The sequence below is a fragment of the Streptosporangium sp. NBC_01639 genome (assembly GCF_045209755.1).
Classification (GTDB): Bacteria; Actinomycetota; Actinomycetes; order Streptosporangiales; family Streptosporangiaceae; genus Streptosporangium.
In genome coordinates, this window is sequence record NZ_CP109272.1 from 6680984 (window position 1) to 6699936 (window position 18953).

The window sequence follows — 18953 nt, forward strand, 5'->3', positions numbered from 1 at the left end:
GTCCGCCTGAATCAGGCGGTGGCGGGCTCCTGCAGGATGGTGACGGGCCGGTCCGCCCGGCGGGTGCGCTCGCGCAGGATGGTCCGCAGCACGCGCAGTCCGTCCCGTACGGCGTGCAGGTTGCTGACGCCGTGGATGCGGCTGTGTTCGTGGCTGGGGACCTCGCGGATCACGAGGCCGGCCTGGGCGGCGCGGACGTTCATCAAGGTCTCGATCTCGAAGCCGTCGCAGTCGAGGGCCATGACGTCGAGGTGACGGGCCCAGAAGGCGTTGTAGCCGTAGCAGAGGTCGGTGTAGCGGGTGCCGTACAGCCGATTGGTCACCATGGTGAGCACCTTGTTGCCGAGCGAGCGGATCGGGCTGAGGTCGTCGGATCCGCCGCCGGGGGCGTAGCGGGAGCCCTTGGCGAAGTCGGCGCCCTCGACCAGTGCGGTCACGAAGGCGATGATCTCCCGGCCGTCGGTGGACCCGTCGGCGTCGATCATGACGATGATGTCGCCGGTGGCCGCGGCGAACCCCTCGGTGAGAGCGTTGCCCTTGCCCCTGCGGGTCTGGGTGACGACACGCAGCCCGGGGCGGAGGGCTCTGGCGACGGCGACGGTGTCGTCCACGGAGTTGCCGTCGACGAGGACGACCTCGTCGATCCAGGCGGGCAGAGTCGCGAAGACGTGAGGCAGGTTGGCGGCTTCGTTGAGTGCGGGAACCACCACGCTGACGCTGACGGGGAAAGAGGCATCGGTCATGGCTACAAAGTCGCCCGGGGCACCTGCAGGATGCTTGACGGGCTCTTACAACCCGGATTCCCGGGTCGGTGCACAACGGGTGCGATCCGGATTCCCAGGTGGGTGCACAACACGTGCGACCCGGATTCACGGGTCGGCGCACACGTGCCGAAGAAGCCGTCCGGCGCTGTGCAGACGGCCTTTCCGGCGGTGGCGTCCGTCAGAAAGGCAACTGCCTGCCGGACGGGCTCCGCAGGTCGAGCGGCGCAGGCTCACGCGGTGGACGCGGGCGTTGGATGACCTGGATCCTTTTCACGATCCTGCTCCTCTCGAGGGCTTGATCATCGGGTGTTACCCATGTGAAGCCCAAGAATCACCTATCTGCGTATCACATGAAGCACACTAGCCACACGTTCCGCAGCTGTGGCGACATCTTCGGCATGTCCTATACGACCGGCCCATGACAGCCAGAACCACCATTCGCCGTCCGCCTCGTGGGCGGCGAGGACGTCCTCTGTCATGGCCGGGACCATCGGGTTGATCACGTGGAGACGCGGGAACAGCCCCGCGGGTGCTTTGAGGCGCACCTGGAAGGAGTGCGCCTCCAGTTGGACGGCCAGCCGCCGTAGGTGATCGGCGGCGTCGCCGTGGTCTGTCCTCATCCGGCTTGCTCCTGGAAGACGACGATGCTTTCACTCTGCAGAGTGGGGTTTCGTGGCAGGTCAGGCAATCGGTCTCCGTCCGGCCAGGGGGTGGGATCAGTGGAATAGACCGGAAAGTCACCGATGTTCCGTGGAAAACCCGCGATTAAAGGGAATGCAATGCACAGGCACGCTTACGCTGTGGTGCGCTCTCATTAATCTTGTGTAAACAGCGACGGGAGGGCAGCATGGCCCGAGGTGAGCATTCCCCCGCGTGTGCGCGAGGCTGGCGGGAGCAGGCCGCGGCCCGTCAGTGGACGCTCTGGCAGACCACGCAGGCCGTCCACGGCTGCTGCGGGGTGAGCCTGCTCAAGGCGCACCGGCTGGCACGGGGATGGTCGGCCAGGCAGTCCGTCCAGGAGTTGGAGGAGCTGTGCGAGCGTCAGGGCCTGGGGGAGGCGCGGGCCAGCATCGACCTGCTCAACGCGTGGGAGAACAACCGGGCCCGGCCCCGGCCGCAGACCATCGATCTGCTGGCGCGGCTCTACCGTGCCAACGCGGTGCGGCTCGGTCTCTCCGGCGACTACTGCGAGGACGACGGCGGGACCAAGGTCGTGGTCGTCTCCGGCGTCGAGGGCCGCTCGCCGTACCAGGCGGAGGAGCGGATCGACGACGACATCGAGCGGCGCGCGCTGTTCCACCACGCGCTGATCGGCTCGCGGTCCGCGATGAGCGGGCGGCTGCTCGCCGAGGTCGAGCGGACCCGCCAGGACCTGGACCGCACGCTCGCCCTGGCCACCGTCTCCGAGGACCAGCTCGACCGGCTCGACGAGCAGGTGCTCCGTTACCGCCGTGAGTACATCACCAGCGCGCCCCTGCCGATGCTCTACCGGCTGATGCTGGAGCTGTCCGACGTGCGGGCGCTGTCGGCGACCCGGCAGCCCGCGATGTCCCAGCGCCGCCTGCTCAGCGCCACTGTGATGCTCGCCCTGCTGTCGGCCGACGCGCTGATGAAGCTCGGCGACACCCGTCAGGCGCACGCCTGGTACGGCACCGCGCGCATCGCCTCCGACGACATGGGCGACCTGCGGCTGCGCGCCCTGGTCCGGGCGCAGGAGGCGATGCTCCCGTACTACTACGGCGATCTGGCCGAGACCGTACGGCTCGCGCGTGAGGCCCGGATGCTCGCCGGGAGCGCGCCCAGTTCCCCGGCGGCGCTCGGCGCGGCGGCGGAGGCGCGGGCGCTGGCGAGGATGGGCGAGCACAAGGCCGCCAGGGTCGCGCTGGCCGAGGCTGAGCGGATCTTCTCCAGGATGCCGCCGGAGGGCCACGACCATCTGGCGTTCCGCTTCTCGGAACGGCGGTTGCAGTTCTACCGGATCGGCACCCTGATCGAGCTGGGGGAGGAGGTCGACTGGACGCCCGGCCCATCCGGCCCCTACGCCATCGACCCGGTGCTCATCCTGCTCGACCAGGCCGCGCACCTGATCCGGGACGGCAAGGTCGAGGACGCCTGCGACCTGGCGCAGAAGGCCCTGCTCCAGGTGCCGCCGGAGCACCGCACCTCCATCGTGCTCAACCGGGCCCGGGCGCTGCTGTCGGAGGTGCCGGCCGCCCGGCACAAGGCGGCGGCGGTGCGTCGCCTGACCGAGCTACTCGTCGACGCCACGCCGGCCAGCTGATGGGGTCGCTCGCGGAGGAGGCTTTCACGGTCCTGCGTGAAGTCTGCGACGACCTCGGGATCGACCACCGCGACGCCGAACTGCTGCGGGTGCGCAGCAACGCGGTCTTCAAGCTGCGCAGCGAGATCGTGGTGCGGATCGCCACCGCGCCCAACGCGCTGACCCGCCTGCCGATGGTGCTCGCGGTGGCCCGCTGGCTGGCCGAGCAGGGGTTCCCCGCGGTCCGCCCGGCCGATGAGATCTCCGACCAGCCCGTGGTGCACGAGGGCAGGGTGGTGACCTTCTGGCACTACGTCCCGGCCAGCGGCCGTCCCACCACCACCGAGCTGGGCGAGATCCTGCGGAGCCTGCACCTGCTGCCGGTGCCGCCGGTGGCGCTGAACCGGTTCGCCGACCCGCTCGCCGAGATCCGCCGCGCGGTGGACCGGTCCGCGGTGCTCACCTCCTGCCAGCGGGCCTGGCTGCGTGACCGCATCGCCGAGCTGACCGAGCGCTGGTCGGACCTCGACGTGGACGGCTCCCCGGTGCTGCTGCACGGTGACGCCTGGATCGACAACCTGCTGCGCTGCGCCGACGGCCACGTGGTGCTCTGCGACTGGGACGGCGTCTCGGTCGGCCCCCGCGAGTGGGATCTGGTCCACACCTACCACGGCCAGCGCCGTTTCGGCCTGACCGCCGCCGACGTGGACGCCTTCGCCGACGCCTACGGCAGCGATCTGCGCTCCTGGCCCGGTTACTCCACCCTCATGGAGGTCCGGGACATGTACGCGGTGGGCATCCACATCCGTAACGCCGGAGCCGACCCGTTCTCCCGCCGTGAGCTGCCCCGCAGGCTCGACTCCCTCACCCGGGGCGAGCAACACGCCCGCTGGTACATGGCCGAACCCGTCACCGTCTCCCCGTAAAGATCTTCATACCGGGGCGGCGGGCATCCACGTGGTGCACCCGTGGAACGGTCCGTCGCGGGGCCACCCGGCGAGGAAGGCCTGCGAGGCGCAGCGCGCCCCGGAGAGAGCACCCGGTCAGGGATCGCGGCCGGCAGCCTGACCGGGCACACTGTGCCAATGAAGCGATGGCCACGACGGGCGGCACTTCTGGCGGCGCCCGTCGCCGCCTTGGTGGCGGCGGTGGGCTGCACCGTCGGCTACGGGGTCCTCCAGCCCGGCGGAAAGCCGGCCGGCGTGCCGAACCCCACCGATCCCGCGCGCGGTCCCGGCCTGTTCGCCGTCAACTCGCAGGGACTCGACGGCCCCATCGTCATCGACGTCCAGGGGTATGTCCTCTACCGCAACGACGCCGACGGTGTGAATCCGTCGCGTCCGGCCTGCGTCGGCGAGTGCGTCAAGATGTGGCGTCCGATGCCGGCCGGCGACATCGGGAGACTGCGGATCGTCGGTATAGACCGGGGAAAGGTGGGCAAGGTCGTCAGACCCGACGGCATCGAGCAGCTCACCCTTGCGGGATGGCCGCTGTACGGCTACGCCGGTGACCGCATGCCCGGCGACGTCAACGGGCACGGCCGGGACGGCTGGTCCGTGATCTCCCCTGCCGGTGCCAAGGCCGGTCACCCCGCCCCCTGACGTCACCGCCCATCCGACGCCGGCGGGTCGGGCAGGGTCATGACCGCGGCGGTCCCCCCGCCGGGCGCCGGGTGCAGCCGCAGCGCCCCGCCGTGCAGCTCCGCCACCCACTGGGCGATGGTCAGTCCGAGACCGGTGCCGTCCGCCACGCTGCTGCGGAATCGCTGCGCGGGCCGGTCGTCCAAGCCCGGACCGGTGTCCCTGATCGTGATCATGCCGGTCTCGACGATGAGGGTGACCGCCGCGGGTTCGGCACCGATCCGGCCGTGCCGGACGGCGTTGTGGACGAGATTGCGGATGGCGATGCTGACCAGGGCCGGGTCGCCGCTCGCCACCGTGGGTGAGACCGATACCTCCGCGGTATGCGGCGGTTGCACGGTCTCGGCCACCACATCCTCGGCCAGCTGGTCAAGGCGGAACGGCTGCCGCTGGAGCTCCCGCAGCCCGGCGACGAGCCGTGCCCGCATGAGCAGCGCCTCCACCGAGTCGGCCAGCCGCTCGGTGGAGCGCAGCACCTGCCGTAACGCCTGGCGCTGCCGGCCGGGATCCTTGAGCGCGGCCTCCGACAGCGCCCGGATGACCGTCAGGGGGGTACGCAGCTCGTGCGCCGCGTCGGCGACGAACTGCTCCTGCTGGCCGAGCGCCTCGACAGCGGGCTGGGTGCCCCGCCGGACCAGCAGGTATCCGCCCAGGCCGACGAGGAGCGTGAACACCGTTCCCCCGGTGAACAGGGCCCACCCCAGCTTCTGATGGGCCTGCTGAACCGGCCCGAGGTCGACCACGGCCACGACCGTGCCCGCCACGGCTCCGGTGACGGCGTGCGCGAACGGCACCGCGAGCAGCCGGGCGCGACGCCCTTCGGCGGCCACGGTCGTGGCGAACTCGCCGCGGCCCCGCCACACGAGCCGGGCGGGACCGCGCAGGACCTCTGGTGCGATCACCGGCAGGCTGGACGGGTAGCCGAAAACGAGGCGGATGTCGGTGCGGGTGCCCTCGTACACGTACACCCCGGTCGGGCCCTCCGACGCCGGATCGGTGAAGAGCCGGTCCAACTGCAGGACACCGGACTCGTAGTGCAGCAGGGCTTTTGCCGTCCGTGCCGTGCGGTCCAGCTCCATTTCGACGAGATCGTCGCGCTGCCGCTGGTCGACGATCAGCGCGACGGCTCCCATGCCGGCCAGTCCCACCATGTTGAGGGCTATCAGCAGCAGGGCCAGACGGCCCCGCAGCGTGCTGAGGCGCCTGGCCGTCTGCAACGGTGCGGGCTGGGTGCGCTTCCGGCCCCCGCCGGGCCCGCGGCCTCGCCGGCGTAGCGGTTTCACGGCTATGGGGACCCGACCCAGTAGCCGGCGCCCCGCGCCGTGAAGATCACTGCGGGCTCGCCGAATTTGCGCCTCAGCTGGTTGACGACGACATCCACCACGTTGGACGCCGGATCGGCTCGCTCGTCCCAGCAGTGCTCGATGAGCTCGGTGCGGGTGACGACGGCCGGCTGACGGGCCAGCAGGGTCTCAAGGACCGCGAACTCCTTGGGCGTGAGGGTCTGCAGCACCCCCGCCCGGCGGACCTCGCGGCGGGCCACGTCGAGCTCGACGTCGTCGACGCACAGGATCGGCGGGATCATCGTGGTGCGGCGCCGGCACAGGGCGCGTACCCGCAGGACCAGCTCGTCGGTGAAGAACGGCTTGGTCAGGTAGTCGTCGGCACCGGCTTCCAGGCCCGCCACCCGGTGGCTGATGTCGTCGAGCGCGGTCAACATGATCGCGGGTACGGCCATGCCGGCCTGGCGGCGCCGGTAGAGCTGGTCGGCGGAATCGCCTTCCGGGAGTATCCGGTCGAGGACCAGGCAGTCGTAGTCGTTGACACTCATGCTGAGGTCGGCCTGGCTCCAGTCGGCTGCCTCGTCGACGGCGAAACCAGCCGAACGCAGCGCGGTGACCACCGCACCGCGCACGTCGGGATCGTCGTCGACAACGAGTACACGCATGGGGTGAGAGTAGCGATCTCCACGAGGCTCAACCAGCCGCCGCGGAACCGATCGCGCGGGCACCCCGGTGTCCGCGCACCGGCTGGATACCGTTCGCGCATATCTGATTGCATAAATCAATTGTGAAATTTCGCAAATCATGCGAAAAGGTTCATGTCCTGGGTTCCTTATTTAGAGCCTGGACCCAGGCGGGATCACTGTATGTCTCCTATTTCGTTTCTCATCTAATCCTCATGATCATCATTGCAGAATTCGTCGTGAAGGTGTGCGGTAAGGCGCGCATCCCGATGCCGCGGCATCCGTCACCCGGCGGCCGGGCAAGTCAGGTGCCTGGAGGTGATCGATGCGCGGCGTCCGCCGGCTGACCGCTCTCGCCGTGACGGCGCTGCTGGCAGCGGCGTCAGGCTGCGGCGGCACCGGAGCTCTCGTTCCGGAGCCCGGCCGCTGCGGCCTGCGCATCGCTTTCTTCGGTCCGCTCACCGGTGAGTCCATGAATCTCGGGCGTAACATGCACGAGGGCGCGCTGCTCGCCGTCGAGCGGCACAACGCCGGGAATCCGGCCTGCACCGTCGGACTCGTCGCCGTCGACTCCCAGGGCGACCCGAAACAGGCGCCCGAGCTTGCCCAGCGGGTCGTCGCCGATCCGACGATCGTCGGTGTCGTCGGGCCGGCGTTCTCCGGCGAGTCACAGGCCGGCAACCCGATCCTCAATCAGGGCGGGGTCAGCACCATCACTCCGGCGGCCACCGAACCCAGGCTCAGCGACCGGGAGTGGTCGGTGTTCCACCGCATCATGGGCAGTGACGCCGCGCAGGGACCGGCCGCCGGTTCGTACATCAGAGAGACGCTGCGCGCGCGGAAGGTGTTCGTCATCGACGACGCCAGTCCCTACGGGCACGGCCTCAGCGAGCTGGTCATGAAGGAGCTCGGCCCGCTGGTGGTGCAGAGCTCCTCGATCCAGCTGAATCTGGTCGACTTCCACGGACTGGCCGCCGAGGTCGAGTCGGCCGCGCCCGATGTGGTGTTCTTCGGCGGCTACTACGCCCAGGCCGGCCAGCTCCTGCGCGAGCTGCGCGACGCGGGGGTGACCGCCACGTTCGTCTCGGGGGACGCGGTCAAGGAGGACGGGTTCGTCCGTACGGCAGGAGCCGCGGCCGCCGAGGGCGCGGTCCTCATCTGCCCATGCCGGCCGCCGGAGAAGGACCCCGAGTTCGCCCGGCAGTACCGGGCCCGCTTCGGCCACGAGCCGGGTACCTACAGCGCGGAGGCCTACGACGCCGCGACCGTCTTCCTCCGGGGGATCGACGCCGGCAGCACACGGCGCCCCGACATGGAGAAGTTCGTCGACGACTACTCCGGTACCGGCATCACCACAGAGATCCGATTCAACGACGACGGCGAGCTCGTCGATCCGTCGGTCACGGTGTGGGCCTATCGAATCCACAACGGTCAGATCGTCGCCGATGACAAGCCGATCCCCAGAAACTGACCGCGCAGGAGAACAGAGACCATGACGACCACCCCGACCGCCGACCGTGTCCATCGTCCGGTCGCGTCGCGCCCTTCCACGATGCCGGTGCGGTCACCGTACGCCGGACGCTCCGGCCGCGGGGGCGCCACCATCCACCACACGCTCGCGGAGGCTCCCGTCGGCGGCCACGCCATGCTGGAGGCGGCGCTCGCCTGGCAGCTGCTGCGGCCCGCCGAGCGCGCGAACACCGGTGAAGGGGCAGGCGCCGCGGTGCCGCGCCACCTGCCCGTCGTGGAGACGCGCAGTGAGGCGGTGGCGGCGCGGATCGCCCGGCTGCTGTCGGGGCTGGCCTGGGCCATCGTCACCCCGGTCGAGACCGGTCCCGGCCGGGCGCCGGGCGTACGCGTCGAGGTGCCGAGAGGGCTGTACCACCTGGTCCTGCGAGCACTGGCCAACGCATGGCGGGACGCCCGGCGACAGTTCGATCCGCGTAATCCGAACACCGAGATGGACGCCGAGGCGGCCGTCGCACTGTGGCGCATGGGCATTCTCCTCTCCGGGCTCGGCAACAGCCACAACATGATCTACCTGCACACCGGTACCTCCATGGTGGCCGAGGTACTGGAGACGGCGGCCAGGCGCCTCGGCCTCGCCCCGATCACGGATCACTCCCAGAGCGGCCCGGCGGTCACCCTCCACCATCCCGGTGAGGTGCACTGGCTGCTCACGAAGGCGGAGGCGGGAGGCGCGGGCACCGTGCGGACGCGCGTAAGCCGTCCCGCCAGGCTGCTCAGGTAGCGGTCCGTGATCGGGGTTGCGAGGTGCCTTCCTGAGACGGGAGCGGCCGGGCTTCCGGCCGTTCCCCGAAGACGCCTGCGGCGCGGCCCGTCGTCAGAAGAGCGGCTTGCCGTCGCGGGTCAGCTTCCAGCCGGACTCGGCGAACTGGGCGGGGTCGATGGTCCCGGTCGCCGTGGCGTAGTCGATCAGCGCCTGGCGGATCTCCACCTGCGCGTTGTAGACCACCGGAGCGGTCGTGACGTGCGGGAAGCCGCCTCCGCCCGACTGGCGGTAGTTGTTGATCGCGACCACGAACTGCTGGTCGGCGGCGACCGGCTGCCCCTGGTAGGACAGGGCGGCGATCCGCTGGCCGGCGGGCTTGGCCACGTCCACGTCGTAGGTGACGCCGGAGAACTGGTCGTAGTTGTAGTCGGGGGTGTTGCCGGCGTTGGTCAGCGCGGCCAGGTCGACCGGGGCGTCCGCGGCGAGCTGGTTGTAGTACCTCGCCGAGTACTCCAGGTAGTCCTTGAGCTGGGCGCCGGTGAGTTTCACCGCCATCAGCGTGTTGTCGTAGATGTAAAGACCCGCCATGTCACGCACGCTCACCGGCCCGGCCGGGAAGGTCGCGGTCCTGCTGAACGGCGCGGCGATCGACAGCACCGGCAGTCCGGCGTCCGCCGTACCCTCCAGGGCCTTCTTCACCGTCTCGGTCTGGACCTTCTGGATGTAGTCCAGGATCGGGGTGTCCTTGTAGGGCGACTCGGCCGCCAGCAGCTCCTCCTTGGACTGGGCCACCACCGTGTTGACGTACGTGACCGTGGTGTCGTGCTGCTCCTTCATGAGCGCGACGATCTTCGGGTCTTCGGCCACCGTGTTGGTGTTCAGCGTGGCGGAGGACGCACCGGTGACCGCCCAGGCGCCGTGCTTCCTGGTGAGCCGGAAGTCCATCACGCTCAGCCGCTGGCCCCACTTGCCGGGCTCGGTGAGCAGCACCTGCTTGCCGGTGGCCTTGTTGGTGACGAACCGCTGGGCCACCTCGTTGTGCGCGTGCCCGAACAGCACCGCGTCCACGCCCGGCACCTCCTCGGCGACCATGGCCGAGGCGTTCTCGACGGGCAGATCGCCGCCGTAGGAGGACATCCCGCTGTCGCCCGCGTGCGCGGTGACCACGACCACGTCCGCACCCAGCCCGCGGATGACCGGCACCCACTTCTTGGCGCTCTTGATCAGGTCGGTGAAGCGGAGTTTGCCCTCGACGTTGGCCTTGTCCCAGATCGCCACGCCCGGGTTGGTCAGGCCGAGCACGCCGACCCGGACCGGCTTCTCGCCCTTGATCTTCATCGTCTTGATGGTGAAGGGCTGGTAGGCGGGCAGGCCCGTCCTGGCGTTCACCGCGTTGGCGCCGAGCACCGGGGCCTTCATCTGCTTCACCCACGTGGACAGCAGCGGCAGACCGTAGTTGAACTCGTGGTTGCCCAGGGTCACCGCGTCGTATCCGATGGCGTTCATCGCGCGGGCCATCGGGTGGACCTCGCCCGTCTCGTTGACCGGCTCCATCTTGGCGTAGTAGTAGGCCAGCGGGGTGCCCTGGATGGTGTCGCCGGAGTCGAACAGCAGGGTCCGGTCGGCTCCGCGCTCGGCGCGGATCTTGTTCACCAGCGTCGAGACCCTGGCCAGGCCGACGACGTTGCCCTTGCCGTCGGTGAACTCGCTGTTCTTGAAGTAGTCCCAGTTCAGGGTGTTGCCGTGCAGGTCCGAGGTGCCCATCACGGTCACCGTCACCGACGGATCGGGGGAGGCGTACGCCACCGCCGGGACGGCCATGGCCGCCAGGGTGGCCATGCCGACGATGGCGAGCTTCTTACTGTGCATGTGACGGCAGAGTAACCATTCGAGGTTGCCTTAGGGTTACGGAATCCTTATCGCCCGCTTATCTGTCCGTTCCATGGGTTTTGTGACTTTCTGCTGCCGGGCCCGCCCGTCTGCCCGCGCCCAGTGGGAGAGGGGCCCGCACGCCGGACCCGTCAGAGCCGCGGGTACGGCGTGCGGTACGGCCCCGCACGGCTCAGCGCTCGATGGTGGACATGTCCGGGTAGCGCTGCCCCATGACCGCTCCGGCCGGTACGGCGGCTTCGAGCGCGGCGAGCTGGCTGGGGGTCAGCGTGATGTCGGCCGCCGCCGTGTTCTCCTCCAGATAGCGCAGCCGCTTGGTGCCCGGGATCGGGATGACGTCCTCACCCCGGGACAGCAGCCAGGCCAGGGAGAGCTGGGCCGGGGTGCAGCCCACCTCCCCGGCGATCCTGCGGACCTCGCCGACGAGTGTCTCGTTGCGGGCCCCGCTCTCCCCGGTGAACCGGGGCAGGTGCTTGCGGAAGTCGCCGTCGGGCAGCTCCTCGGCGGAGGTCATGGTGCCGCCGAGCAGTCCCCGGCTGATCGGTGAGTAGGCCACCAGGGCGATGCCCAGCTCGCGGGCGGTCGGCAGGATCTCCTCCTCCAGCCCCCGGGTGAACAGCGAGTACTCGCTCTGCAGCGCGGAGATCGGGTGTGTGGCGTGCGCCTTCCGCAACGTCTCGGCGTTCACCTCCGACAGGCCGATCCGGCCGACCTTGCCCTCGGCGACCAGTTCCGCCATCGCTCCGACGGTCTCCTCGATGGCCACCTTCGGGTCGCGGCGGTGCAGGTAGTAGAGGTCGATGTGGTCCAGTCCCAGCCGCTTGAGCGAGGCCTCGGCCGCCTGCTTCACATAGGCGGGGCTGCCGTCGACGCCGCGGAAGGCCGGGTCGTCGCTCCTGATGATGCCGAACTTGGTGGCCAGCACGACCTCGTCCCTGCGGCCGGCGATCGCCCGGCCGACCAGCTCCTCGTTGTGGCCCCGGCCGTACGCGTCGGCGGTGTCGAGGAAGTTCACTCCCAGGTCGAGTGCCCGGTGGATGACCGCGATCGACTCGGTCTCGTCGGCCGCGCCGTAGAACTCCGACATCCCCATGCAGCCGAGTCCGACGGCGGAGACCTCCGGGCCGCCCTGACCGAGATGACGCCTGTTCATTCATTCTCCTGTGCGGTGTAGAAGTCGATCTTGTGGTCGAGGACCGCGAGATCCCCGGTGAGCTGTGCGATCTGCGCCTTGACCCGCTCACGATGGGCCTGCAGCAGCCGCCGCCGCTCGGCGAAGCTCTTCGAGCCCTGCCTGCGCAGCTCGGCGTAGCGGCACATGGCCGCGATCGGCATGCCGGTCGCGCGTAGTTTGGTGAGGAAGTCGAGCCAGTTCAGGTCGGGTGCCGCGTAGCTGCGGTGCCCGTTCGGGCCCCGGTCCACCTCGTGGATGAGCCCGATGCGCTCGTAGTAGCGCAACGTGTGCGCGCTCAGCCCCGACTTGCGCGAGGCCTCCTGGATGGTGATCCCCATGGACACCACTTTGCTCCTTAGAGCACGCTCCAAGTCAAGCGGGGTCCCCCGGAAGCCGCGACCCTGAGGGGGCAGGCTCTACCATCCACCGCCTTTACCCAGTTCACGGCCGTGATGGCGGGCCGTCCCCCGGGGGTGCGGGCACTACCCGGCCCTGGGACCTCTCCGGGATCAGTCAGGGGCGAGTGGGGATCATTTCCGGTACTCCGAGAGGTGGCCCGTCGCCATGGTTGAGCCATGGAGAGTCGGGTTTCTTCAGGAACCAAGGTGATCATAGGCGGCTACGCGGCGATCGGCGCGGGGGCCGTCGCGATGCTCGGGCTGCACCTGGCCGCGGGCCTCGATCCGGTGCACACCGTGATCAGTGAGTACGCGTTCGAGCCGGACGGGTGGCTGCTGCCCGTCTCGCTCACGTTCTTCGCGGTGGGCGCGACGGTCTTCGGGACCGCGCTGGCCCGGCGCGGCGAGAACCGCAAGGCCGCGCTGCTGGTCGTGGTCTGGGGGCTGTGCATGCTGCTGATCGGCGCCTTTCCCACCGACGAACCCGGGGTGCCGCTGTCGATGTCCGGTGGCATCCACCGGTACGCGGCATTCATCGCTTTCCTGACGATGCCGGTGGCGGGCCTGATGCTGGCCCGGCGCTACGCCACCAGCCCCTACGCCCGGACGGTGCGGCTGCTGAGCATGGCCTCTCTGGGGGTGCTGGTCCTGGTGGTCCTGCCGTACGTCATGCGGATGGCGGGCCTCGACCTGACCAACGACGACATTCCCGCCGGGGTCACCCAGCGGCTGGTGGTGGTCTTCGAGGTGGCGGTGCTGGTCGTGCTCGGCCTGGTGCTGGCCACCGGCTGCGCTCCTACCCGCCGTCGGGGCCGTATCCGCCCAGCTCAAAGCGGTTGCTGATGATCCGCGCTGGGAAGAGGCCCAGCATGGGGGAGCGGATCGGCCCAGCCGCCGAGGACGACGGCAGGCTGTGGAGAGCGGGTAGCGCGGCCTGGCTGATGCTCGGGGTCATCGCCCTGGCCGCGGTGGTTCTGTGGGTTCTCTACCTGGTTCAGACGGTGGCCATCCCCATCATCCTCGGGGTGGCCATCACCACACTCTTGATGCCGCCCTACCAATGGCTCAGAAGACGCGGGCTGAGCCGGATGCTCGCCACCGTCGTCGTGTGCCTCAGCGGCTTCCTCTTCCTGGTCGCGTTCGGCGCGCTGCTCGTGCCGCCCACGATCGCCGGCGTCGCCGAACTGGGGCGGAGTTTCGGCAAGGCGACCGCCGATCTGCAGTCGGTGGCGACGTCCTTCGGCCTGAGCCAAGAGAAGGCCGCGGAGCTGTTCGAGCAGGCGAAGCAGTACCTGAGCAAACAAGGCGGGCAGATCGCCAGCGGTGCGCTGGCGGGCGCGCGCACGGTGGGGGAGCTGCTGGTCGGCCTGATACTGGCCATGATCCTGTCCATCTACTTCGTGCACGGCGGTGACCGTCTCGTCTGGTGGATCACCGACCTTGCGCCCGCCCGGATCAGGCGTCCCCTGCGGGAGAGCGCCCGAGTGATCTTCGATGTCGTCAGCCGCTACATCCGCGGAGTGGCGGTCGTCGGCCTGGTCGACGGCTTCTTCATCGGTATCGCGCTGTGGATCCTGGGTGTGCCGATCGCGCTGCCGCTGGCGGTGCTGACGTTCGCCGGAGCGTTCCTGCCGGTCGTGGGCGCGTTCGCGGCGGGTCTGCTGGCGGCGGTCGTGGCTTTCGTCGCCAAGGGCTGGGGGGTGGCGTTGATCGTGGTCGCGGTCACCGTCCTGGTCCAGCAGCTCGAAGGGCACGTGCTCGCACCACAGATCTACGGCAGGGCGCTGGAACTGCCCAGTGCGGTCATTCTGATCATCATCGCGCTGGGCAGCGTCCTCGGCGGGATCGTCGGAGCCTTCCTGGCAGCCCCGGTGGCGTCGGTCGCCGTAGCGCTGATCCGTCACCACAGGGAGGAGGCGGGTACGGCGCCCGCAGGGCCGTGACGCCGCTCGGACCGGCCCTCGCTCAGGGGACCGTACGGCCGCCGCCGGTGAGGGCGGCGGCCGTGGGAGGCGTCTAGCGGTTGCCGCCGGAACCGTCGAGGCCGGCGCGGCGCAGCGCGTCGGCCATCGCGCCGCTCGGCGCGTTGCCGCGTCCCTGCTGCTGGCCGCCGCGGTTCTGCCGTTGCTGGCCGCCGCGTCCCTGCTGCTGGCCGCCGCCGTCCTGCCGGCCGCCCCGCCTGCCGTCGCCGCCGTCACGCCGCCCGCCGTCCGGCTGGTCGCGCCGGCCGGAGCCCTTGGCCGGCTCGTCCTCCAGTCGGAGGGTGAGCGAGATGCGCTTGCGGGGGATGTCGACGTCGAGCACCTTCACCCGGACGATGTCACCGGGCTTGACCACCTCGCGAGGGTCCTTGACGAAGGTGTGGGACAGGGCCGAGACATGGACGAGACCGTCCTGGTGCACGCCGACGTCGACGAACGCGCCGAAGGCGGCGACGTTGGTGACCACGCCCTCCAGCAGCATGCCCGGCTGGAGGTCGGAGAGCTTCTCCACGCCCTCCTTGAAGGTCGCGGTCTTGAAGGCCGGACGCGGGTCGCGGCCGGGTTTCTCCAGCTCGGACAGGATGTCGGTGACGGTCGGCAGGCCGAAGGTGTCGTCCACGAAGTCCTGCGGGCGCAGGGTCCGCAGGACCGTGCCATTGCCGATCACCTTCCTGATGTCGCCGCCGGCGGCCGACAGGATGCGGCGCACCACGGGGTAGGCCTCCGGGTGCACGCTGGAGGCGTCGAGCGGGTCGTCGCCGCCGGGGATGCGCAGGAAGCCCGCGCACTGCTCGAAGGCCTTGGGGCCGAGCCTGGCCACGTCCTTGAGCGCCTTCCGGGAGCGGAACGGGCCGTTGGTGTCGCGGTGCAGGACGATGTTCTCGGCCAGGCCGGAGCCGATGCCCGAGACACGGGTCAGCAGCGGCGCGGAGGCGGTGTTGACGTCCACGCCCACCGCGTTCACGCAGTCCTCGACCACCGCGTCGAGTGAGCGCGACAGCTTGGTCTCGGCGAGGTCGTGCTGGTACTGGCCGACGCCGATCGACTTGGGATCGATCTTGACGAGCTCGGCCAGCGGGTCCTGGAGCCGGCGCGCGATCGACACGGCGCCGCGTAGCGACACGTCCATGCCGGGCAGCTCCTGGGAGGCGAACGCGGAGGCGGAGTAGACCGACGCCCCCGCCTCCGAAACCACGATCTTGGTCAGTCCGGGGACCAGTTTCACCAGCTCGCCGGCGAGCTTGTCGGTCTCCCGCGACGCGGTGCCGTTGCCGATCGAGACCAGCTCCACGTCGTGCTTCTTGGCCAGCGCGGCCAGGGTGGCCAGCGACTGGTCCCACTGGCGGCGCGGCTCGTGGGGGTAGATCGTGTCGGTGGCCAGCACCTTGCCGGTGGCGTCGACCACGGCGACCTTCACCCCGGTGCGCAGGCCGGGGTCGAGCCCCATGGTCGCGCGGCTGCCCGCGGGGGCGGCGAGCAGCAGGTCGCGCAGGTTGGCGGCGAACACCCGCACCGCCTCGTCCTCTGCGGCCTGCCACATGCGCATCCGCAGGTCGATGCCGAGGTGGACGAGGATGCGGGTGCGCCAGGCCCACCGGACGGTGTCGGCCAGCCATCTGTCGGCGGGACGCCCCTGGTCGGAGATGCCGAACCGGTGGGCGATGCGCCCCTCGTAGGTGCCGGTGGGCTCGGCCTCCGGCTCCAGGGTGAGGGTGAGGATCTCCTCCTTCTCCCCTCGGAACATCGCCAGGATCCGGTGGGAGGGCAGCTTGGTGAACGGCTCGGCGAAGTCGAAGTAGTCGGAGAACTTGGCGCCCTCCTCCTCCTTGCCCTCGCGGACCGCCGCCACCAGACGGCCCTTGCCCCACATCCGCTCGCGCAGCTCCCCGACCAGGTCGGCGTCCTCGCCGAACCGCTCGACCAGGATCGCCCGGGCCCCGTCCAGCGCGGCGGCGGTGTCGGCCACCCCCTCGCCGACGAAGGCGGCCGCGGCGGCCTGCGGGTCGACCGACGGGTCGCCGAGCAGGCCGTCGGCGAGGGGTTCGAGCCCCGCCTCCCTGGCGATCTGCGCCTTGGTCCGCCGCTTGGGCTTGTAGGGAAGGTAGATGTCCTCCAGCCGGGCCTTGGAGTCGGCAGCGGCGATCTGCGCCTGGAGAGCGTCGTCGAGCTTGCCCTGACCGCGGATCGACTCCAGGATCGCGGCCCGCCGCTCCTCCAGCTCCCGCAGGTAGCGCAGCCGCTCCTCGAGCGTGCGCAGCTGCGCGTCGTCGAGCATCTCGGTGGCTTCCTTGCGGTAGCGGGCGATGAACGGCACGGTGGCCCCACCGTCGAGCAGATCCACGGCCGCCTGCACCTGCCGCTCGCGCACGCCCAGCTCTTCGGCGATCCGCTGATGAATAGACGTCGTCACTGTCTCTCTTCCCATATGGTCGGGCAGCCGTGGTGGGCAGCCGCGGTGAGCAGGGACCAAGCTACCGCGTCGCCCTGACATCGGGCCGACGTGATGGACGGGGAGCCCCGGCTGTCATCCGGACGGGAACATCGAGCGGGCCGGCGGGCGAGGTGGGACGGGGAATGCGTGCCGGGCACCGCATCCCCTGTCGCGGTCTCGCGTGCTGCCGCGCGGACGGTGCAGGAGTCCGGAGGGCAGGTCGGCACCGGGCGACGCTCAGGCGGTCGTCGGCATGCGGGGGGTGGAGCGGCGGCCGTGGCCGCCGGGGGCCGCCGGGCTGATCCGGTCGGCGAGCCCGTGGAGGGCCTCGGCCATCCGCCGGCGCGAGGCACCGGGATGCTTCGGCAGGTTGCGCCGGATCTCCGCCTCGGCGATCAACTCGGCGTGCCGCGAGCGGAAGAAGGTGTAGGTCTGAAAGTCGTTCATCGAATCTCCTTGCGCGTGGAGGTCCCGGGCTTCAGCTCTGGGGAGGAAGTCACCGTGGATCGCTTTCGCGGGTGCGCTATGCGTGGGCGCGGGTGATGGAGACGGAGCCGGACATGGTCTGGACGTGGATCTCCGCCCGCTCACCGTCGTCGGGCTTGTCGGTCTGTTCGAGGGAGGAGGCGACCTTGCCGGAGGTCGAGGAGACGTCCAGCCAGGCACTGGTGCCCTCGGCCACGCCGACTCTGACGTTCCCCGAGTCGCTGGTCACCGAGACGTCCCCGGCGGTGATCGAGTCGATGGTGACTCCGGCCGAGGTGGACTTGACCTGGACGGACCCACTGGCCCGGCCGATCCGGACGTTCCCCGAGGAACTAGTCACCGAGACGTCCCCGGCGGTCATCGTCTCGATGGTGACTCCGGCCGAGGTGGACTTGACCTGGACGGACCCACTGGCCCGGCCGATCCGGACGTTCCCCGAGGAACTGGTCACCGAGACGTCCCCGGCGGTGATCGTCTCGATGGTGACCCGAGCCGATGTGGACTTGACCTGAACCGATCCGTCGGCCTGGCCGATCCGGACGTTCCCCGAGGACGTCTTGACGCTGGCGGCGCCACCGACCATGCCGAGATCAAGGGTGCCCGAGGCGAGGCCGACCGTCGCCGTGCCGTACACCTCGCTCAGTTCGATGTCTCCGGAGGAGGACTTCAGCCGGGCGTCGCCCTCGATGACGTCACAGGTGACGTCACCACTGGCGGTATTGACGTCGAATGTGGCGCAGTGGCTGACCCGCGTGTGGCCGGAAGACGTGCTGACGGAGACATCGCCCAGGGGGCCGGTCATCCGGGCGTTGGCAGAGGAGGTGGCGAACTCGACCCGCGACCTCTCCGGCAGACCGATGAGGATCTTCAGCCTGGGGCCGCGGCCCAGCGACAGGGGACGCTCGGGAGCCTCGATGTGGATGGTGCCGTTGACGTATTCGACGTAGGTCTTCTCGGCGAACTGGACGTCGGCGGACCGGGAGGGGTTGGCGGGCCGTACCTCGACCACGGCGTCCTCGCGCCGGGTGGCCGCGATGTCGAGGTCGCCTGCGGGGAACTGCACGTGGAGGGTGACGGGACCTTCGGCCGGGAATGCGGGCATGACGAGATCTCCCTTGCGGGTTGCGGGGGTGTACGAGGTTGTGGGAGAGGCTGGGTCAGCGGACCCAGCCGCTGATGCGCTTTCCCGCGACGGGCGTGCGGGGCTCGCGCTGTGGTGCGGTCAGGGCCGTCGAGACCGCTCTGACCAGCCAGGCGTTGACGGAGACGCCCTCCATGCCCGCGGCCTCCTCGATCCGGCCCTTGAGCGGCTCGGGCAGTCGCAGCGTGACGCGTGCGGTGCCCGCGTCGCCGGGTGGCGAGGGCGGTTCGGGAAGCGGCGGCGGGCCGGGGGGCAGGGGCGGTACGGGTGAGGTGAAGACGTCCGCCGCCGGGGGCGGCGTCACCACGAACTCGAGTTCGCGGCTGCGGATCCGTACCTCGACGGAGCCCGGGGCGAGCTCGCGGGTGACCTCGTCGGCGGCTGCGGAGAGCGCGTCGATGAGGGTGAGTCTGACAGCGGAGTCCAGTGCCGTCGTGAGGTTCTCCACGGCGGCTCGGGTCTCCGGGTCGGCGACCGCCGCCGACGCGGCCAGCGCGCGGCGGAGGTTCTCGACGAAGGGCGTGACGTCCATAAGCATCACTATGACGTCACTTTGACGTCAGCGCAACCCTGAATGACGTCATCGAT

At 70.0% G+C, this 18953-nt stretch carries 18 protein-coding genes; 7 read left to right on the plus strand and 11 right to left on the minus strand.

The genetic code is table 11. The features are described from left to right. Positions 1 to 11 precede the first annotated feature (11 nt). Both OHA77_RS30435 and OHA77_RS30440 read right to left on the minus strand, forming a co-directional pair. The gene (locus OHA77_RS30435; RefSeq protein WP_406312820.1) at positions 12 to 743 is read right to left on the minus strand and encodes a glycosyltransferase family 2 protein; all 732 of its coding nucleotides are present in this window, start codon (positions 741 to 743) and stop codon (positions 12 to 14) included. 356 nt (positions 744 to 1099) lie between these two features. Further along, complete coding sequence (locus OHA77_RS30440; RefSeq protein WP_326824744.1) at positions 1100 to 1384, minus strand: hypothetical protein; 285 nt, start codon at positions 1382 to 1384, stop codon at positions 1100 to 1102. 227 nt (positions 1385 to 1611) lie between these two features. On the opposite strand from OHA77_RS30440, the gene OHA77_RS30445 reads away from it, so the two are divergent. The 3 genes from OHA77_RS30445 (at position 1612) to OHA77_RS30455 (ending at position 4625) form a co-directional block, all read left to right on the plus strand. Then, complete coding sequence (locus OHA77_RS30445; protein ID WP_406312821.1) at positions 1612 to 3045, plus strand: helix-turn-helix domain-containing protein; 1434 nt, start codon at positions 1612 to 1614, stop codon at positions 3043 to 3045. Beyond that, a complete protein-coding gene (locus OHA77_RS30450) occupies positions 3045 to 3950 on the plus strand; it encodes an aminoglycoside phosphotransferase family protein (RefSeq protein ID WP_326824742.1) in 906 nt (301 codons plus the stop codon). Before OHA77_RS30445 ends, OHA77_RS30450 begins: the two co-directional genes overlap by 1 nt. A gap of 159 nt (positions 3951 to 4109) precedes the next feature. Next, positions 4110 to 4625, plus strand: a complete 516-nt coding sequence (locus OHA77_RS30455; RefSeq protein ID WP_406312822.1) for a hypothetical protein — start codon at positions 4110 to 4112, stop codon at positions 4623 to 4625. Positions 4626 to 4627: 2 nt separating this feature from the next. On the opposite strand, the gene OHA77_RS30460 is transcribed toward OHA77_RS30455, so the two are convergent. Both OHA77_RS30460 and OHA77_RS30465 read right to left on the minus strand, forming a co-directional pair. Then, positions 4628 to 5881 (minus strand): sensor histidine kinase, encoded by a 1254-nt coding sequence (locus OHA77_RS30460; RefSeq protein WP_406312823.1) that lies wholly within the window; start codon positions 5879 to 5881, stop codon positions 4628 to 4630. Between the two features lie 68 nt (positions 5882 to 5949). Further along, positions 5950 to 6612: a response regulator transcription factor gene (locus OHA77_RS30465; protein WP_326824739.1), complete on the minus strand. Its 663-nt coding sequence runs from the start codon at positions 6610 to 6612 to the stop codon at positions 5950 to 5952. 343 nt (positions 6613 to 6955) lie between these two features. Here OHA77_RS30465 and OHA77_RS30470 point away from each other — a divergent pair, with 343 nt between their 5' ends. Both OHA77_RS30470 and OHA77_RS30475 read left to right on the plus strand, forming a co-directional pair. After that, the gene (locus OHA77_RS30470) at positions 6956 to 8101 is read left to right on the plus strand and encodes a branched-chain amino acid ABC transporter substrate-binding protein (RefSeq protein WP_406312824.1); all 1146 of its coding nucleotides are present in this window, start codon (positions 6956 to 6958) and stop codon (positions 8099 to 8101) included. A gap of 21 nt (positions 8102 to 8122) precedes the next feature. Continuing rightward, positions 8123 to 8881 (plus strand): hypothetical protein, encoded by a 759-nt coding sequence (locus OHA77_RS30475; RefSeq protein ID WP_406312826.1) that lies wholly within the window; start codon positions 8123 to 8125, stop codon positions 8879 to 8881. Between the two features lie 93 nt (positions 8882 to 8974). Here the strand turns inward: OHA77_RS30475 and OHA77_RS30480 are convergent, their stop codons facing one another. The 3 genes from OHA77_RS30480 to OHA77_RS30490 all read right to left on the minus strand — a co-directional run bounded on the left by OHA77_RS30480 (position 8975) and on the right by OHA77_RS30490 (position 12265). Continuing rightward, a complete protein-coding gene (locus tag OHA77_RS30480) occupies positions 8975 to 10732 on the minus strand; it encodes a bifunctional metallophosphatase/5'-nucleotidase (RefSeq protein WP_406312827.1) in 1758 nt (585 codons plus the stop codon). 193 nt (positions 10733 to 10925) lie between these two features. Next, the gene (locus OHA77_RS30485; RefSeq protein WP_406312828.1) at positions 10926 to 11906 is read right to left on the minus strand and encodes an aldo/keto reductase; all 981 of its coding nucleotides are present in this window, start codon (positions 11904 to 11906) and stop codon (positions 10926 to 10928) included. Next, entirely contained in the window at positions 11903 to 12265 is a 363-nt protein-coding gene (locus OHA77_RS30490; protein ID WP_406319896.1) for a MerR family transcriptional regulator, read from the minus strand. Before OHA77_RS30490 ends, OHA77_RS30485 begins: the two co-directional genes overlap by 4 nt. A gap of 267 nt (positions 12266 to 12532) precedes the next feature. Here OHA77_RS30490 and OHA77_RS30495 point away from each other — a divergent pair, with 267 nt between their 5' ends. Both OHA77_RS30495 and OHA77_RS30500 read left to right on the plus strand, forming a co-directional pair. Beyond that, a complete protein-coding gene (locus tag OHA77_RS30495; protein ID WP_406312829.1) occupies positions 12533 to 13168 on the plus strand; it encodes a DUF998 domain-containing protein in 636 nt (211 codons plus the stop codon). 26 nt (positions 13169 to 13194) lie between these two features. Continuing rightward, entirely contained in the window at positions 13195 to 14268 is a 1074-nt protein-coding gene (locus OHA77_RS30500; protein WP_326824730.1) for an AI-2E family transporter, read from the plus strand. 73 nt (positions 14269 to 14341) lie between these two features. Here the strand turns inward: OHA77_RS30500 and OHA77_RS30505 are convergent, their stop codons facing one another. From OHA77_RS30505 to OHA77_RS30520, 4 genes are all read right to left on the minus strand, one after another. After that, entirely contained in the window at positions 14342 to 16732 is a 2391-nt protein-coding gene (locus tag OHA77_RS30505) for a Tex family protein (protein ID WP_406312830.1), read from the minus strand. A 243-nt stretch (positions 16733 to 16975) separates the two neighbouring features. Then, complete coding sequence (locus OHA77_RS30510; RefSeq protein WP_326824728.1) at positions 16976 to 17185, minus strand: hypothetical protein; 210 nt, start codon at positions 17183 to 17185, stop codon at positions 16976 to 16978. 76 nt (positions 17186 to 17261) lie between these two features. Continuing rightward, the gene (locus OHA77_RS30515; RefSeq protein WP_406312831.1) at positions 17262 to 18326 is read right to left on the minus strand and encodes a DUF4097 family beta strand repeat-containing protein; all 1065 of its coding nucleotides are present in this window, start codon (positions 18324 to 18326) and stop codon (positions 17262 to 17264) included. Positions 18327 to 18381: 55 nt separating this feature from the next. Then, entirely contained in the window at positions 18382 to 18897 is a 516-nt protein-coding gene (locus tag OHA77_RS30520) for a histidine kinase (protein WP_326824726.1), read from the minus strand. Between the last annotated feature and the right edge of the window lie 56 nt (positions 18898 to 18953).

What these genes read in the sequence shown, in the direction of transcription:
- OHA77_RS30435 (WP_406312820.1), bottom strand. Translation starts at nt 743, where the DNA reads ATGACCGATGCCTCTTTCCCCGTCAGCGTCAGCGTGGTGGTTCCCGCA.
- OHA77_RS30440 (WP_326824744.1), bottom strand. Translation starts at nt 1,384, where the DNA reads ATGAGGACAGACCACGGCGACGCCGCCGATCACCTACGGCGGCTGGCC.
- OHA77_RS30445 (WP_406312821.1), top strand. Translation starts at nt 1,612, where the DNA reads ATGGCCCGAGGTGAGCATTCCCCCGCGTGTGCGCGAGGCTGGCGGGAG.
- OHA77_RS30450 (WP_326824742.1), top strand. Translation starts at nt 3,045, where the DNA reads ATGGGGTCGCTCGCGGAGGAGGCTTTCACGGTCCTGCGTGAAGTCTGC.
- OHA77_RS30455 (WP_406312822.1), top strand. Translation starts at nt 4,110, where the DNA reads ATGAAGCGATGGCCACGACGGGCGGCACTTCTGGCGGCGCCCGTCGCC.
- OHA77_RS30465 (WP_326824739.1), bottom strand. Translation starts at nt 6,612, where the DNA reads ATGCGTGTACTCGTTGTCGACGACGATCCCGACGTGCGCGGTGCGGTG.
- OHA77_RS30470 (WP_406312824.1), top strand. Translation starts at nt 6,956, where the DNA reads ATGCGCGGCGTCCGCCGGCTGACCGCTCTCGCCGTGACGGCGCTGCTG.
- OHA77_RS30475 (WP_406312826.1), top strand. Translation starts at nt 8,123, where the DNA reads ATGACGACCACCCCGACCGCCGACCGTGTCCATCGTCCGGTCGCGTCG.
- OHA77_RS30480 (WP_406312827.1), bottom strand. Translation starts at nt 10,732, where the DNA reads ATGCACAGTAAGAAGCTCGCCATCGTCGGCATGGCCACCCTGGCGGCC.
- OHA77_RS30485 (WP_406312828.1), bottom strand. Translation starts at nt 11,906, where the DNA reads ATGAACAGGCGTCATCTCGGTCAGGGCGGCCCGGAGGTCTCCGCCGTC.
- OHA77_RS30490 (WP_406319896.1), bottom strand. Translation starts at nt 12,265, where the DNA reads ATGGGGATCACCATCCAGGAGGCCTCGCGCAAGTCGGGGCTGAGCGCG.
- OHA77_RS30500 (WP_326824730.1), top strand. Translation starts at nt 13,195, where the DNA reads ATGGGGGAGCGGATCGGCCCAGCCGCCGAGGACGACGGCAGGCTGTGG.
- OHA77_RS30505 (WP_406312830.1), bottom strand. Translation starts at nt 16,732, where the DNA reads ATGGGAAGAGAGACAGTGACGACGTCTATTCATCAGCGGATCGCCGAA.
- OHA77_RS30510 (WP_326824728.1), bottom strand. Translation starts at nt 17,185, where the DNA reads ATGAACGACTTTCAGACCTACACCTTCTTCCGCTCGCGGCACGCCGAG.
- OHA77_RS30515 (WP_406312831.1), bottom strand. Translation starts at nt 18,326, where the DNA reads ATGCCCGCATTCCCGGCCGAAGGTCCCGTCACCCTCCACGTGCAGTTC.
- OHA77_RS30520 (WP_326824726.1), bottom strand. Translation starts at nt 18,897, where the DNA reads ATGGACGTCACGCCCTTCGTCGAGAACCTCCGCCGCGCGCTGGCCGCG.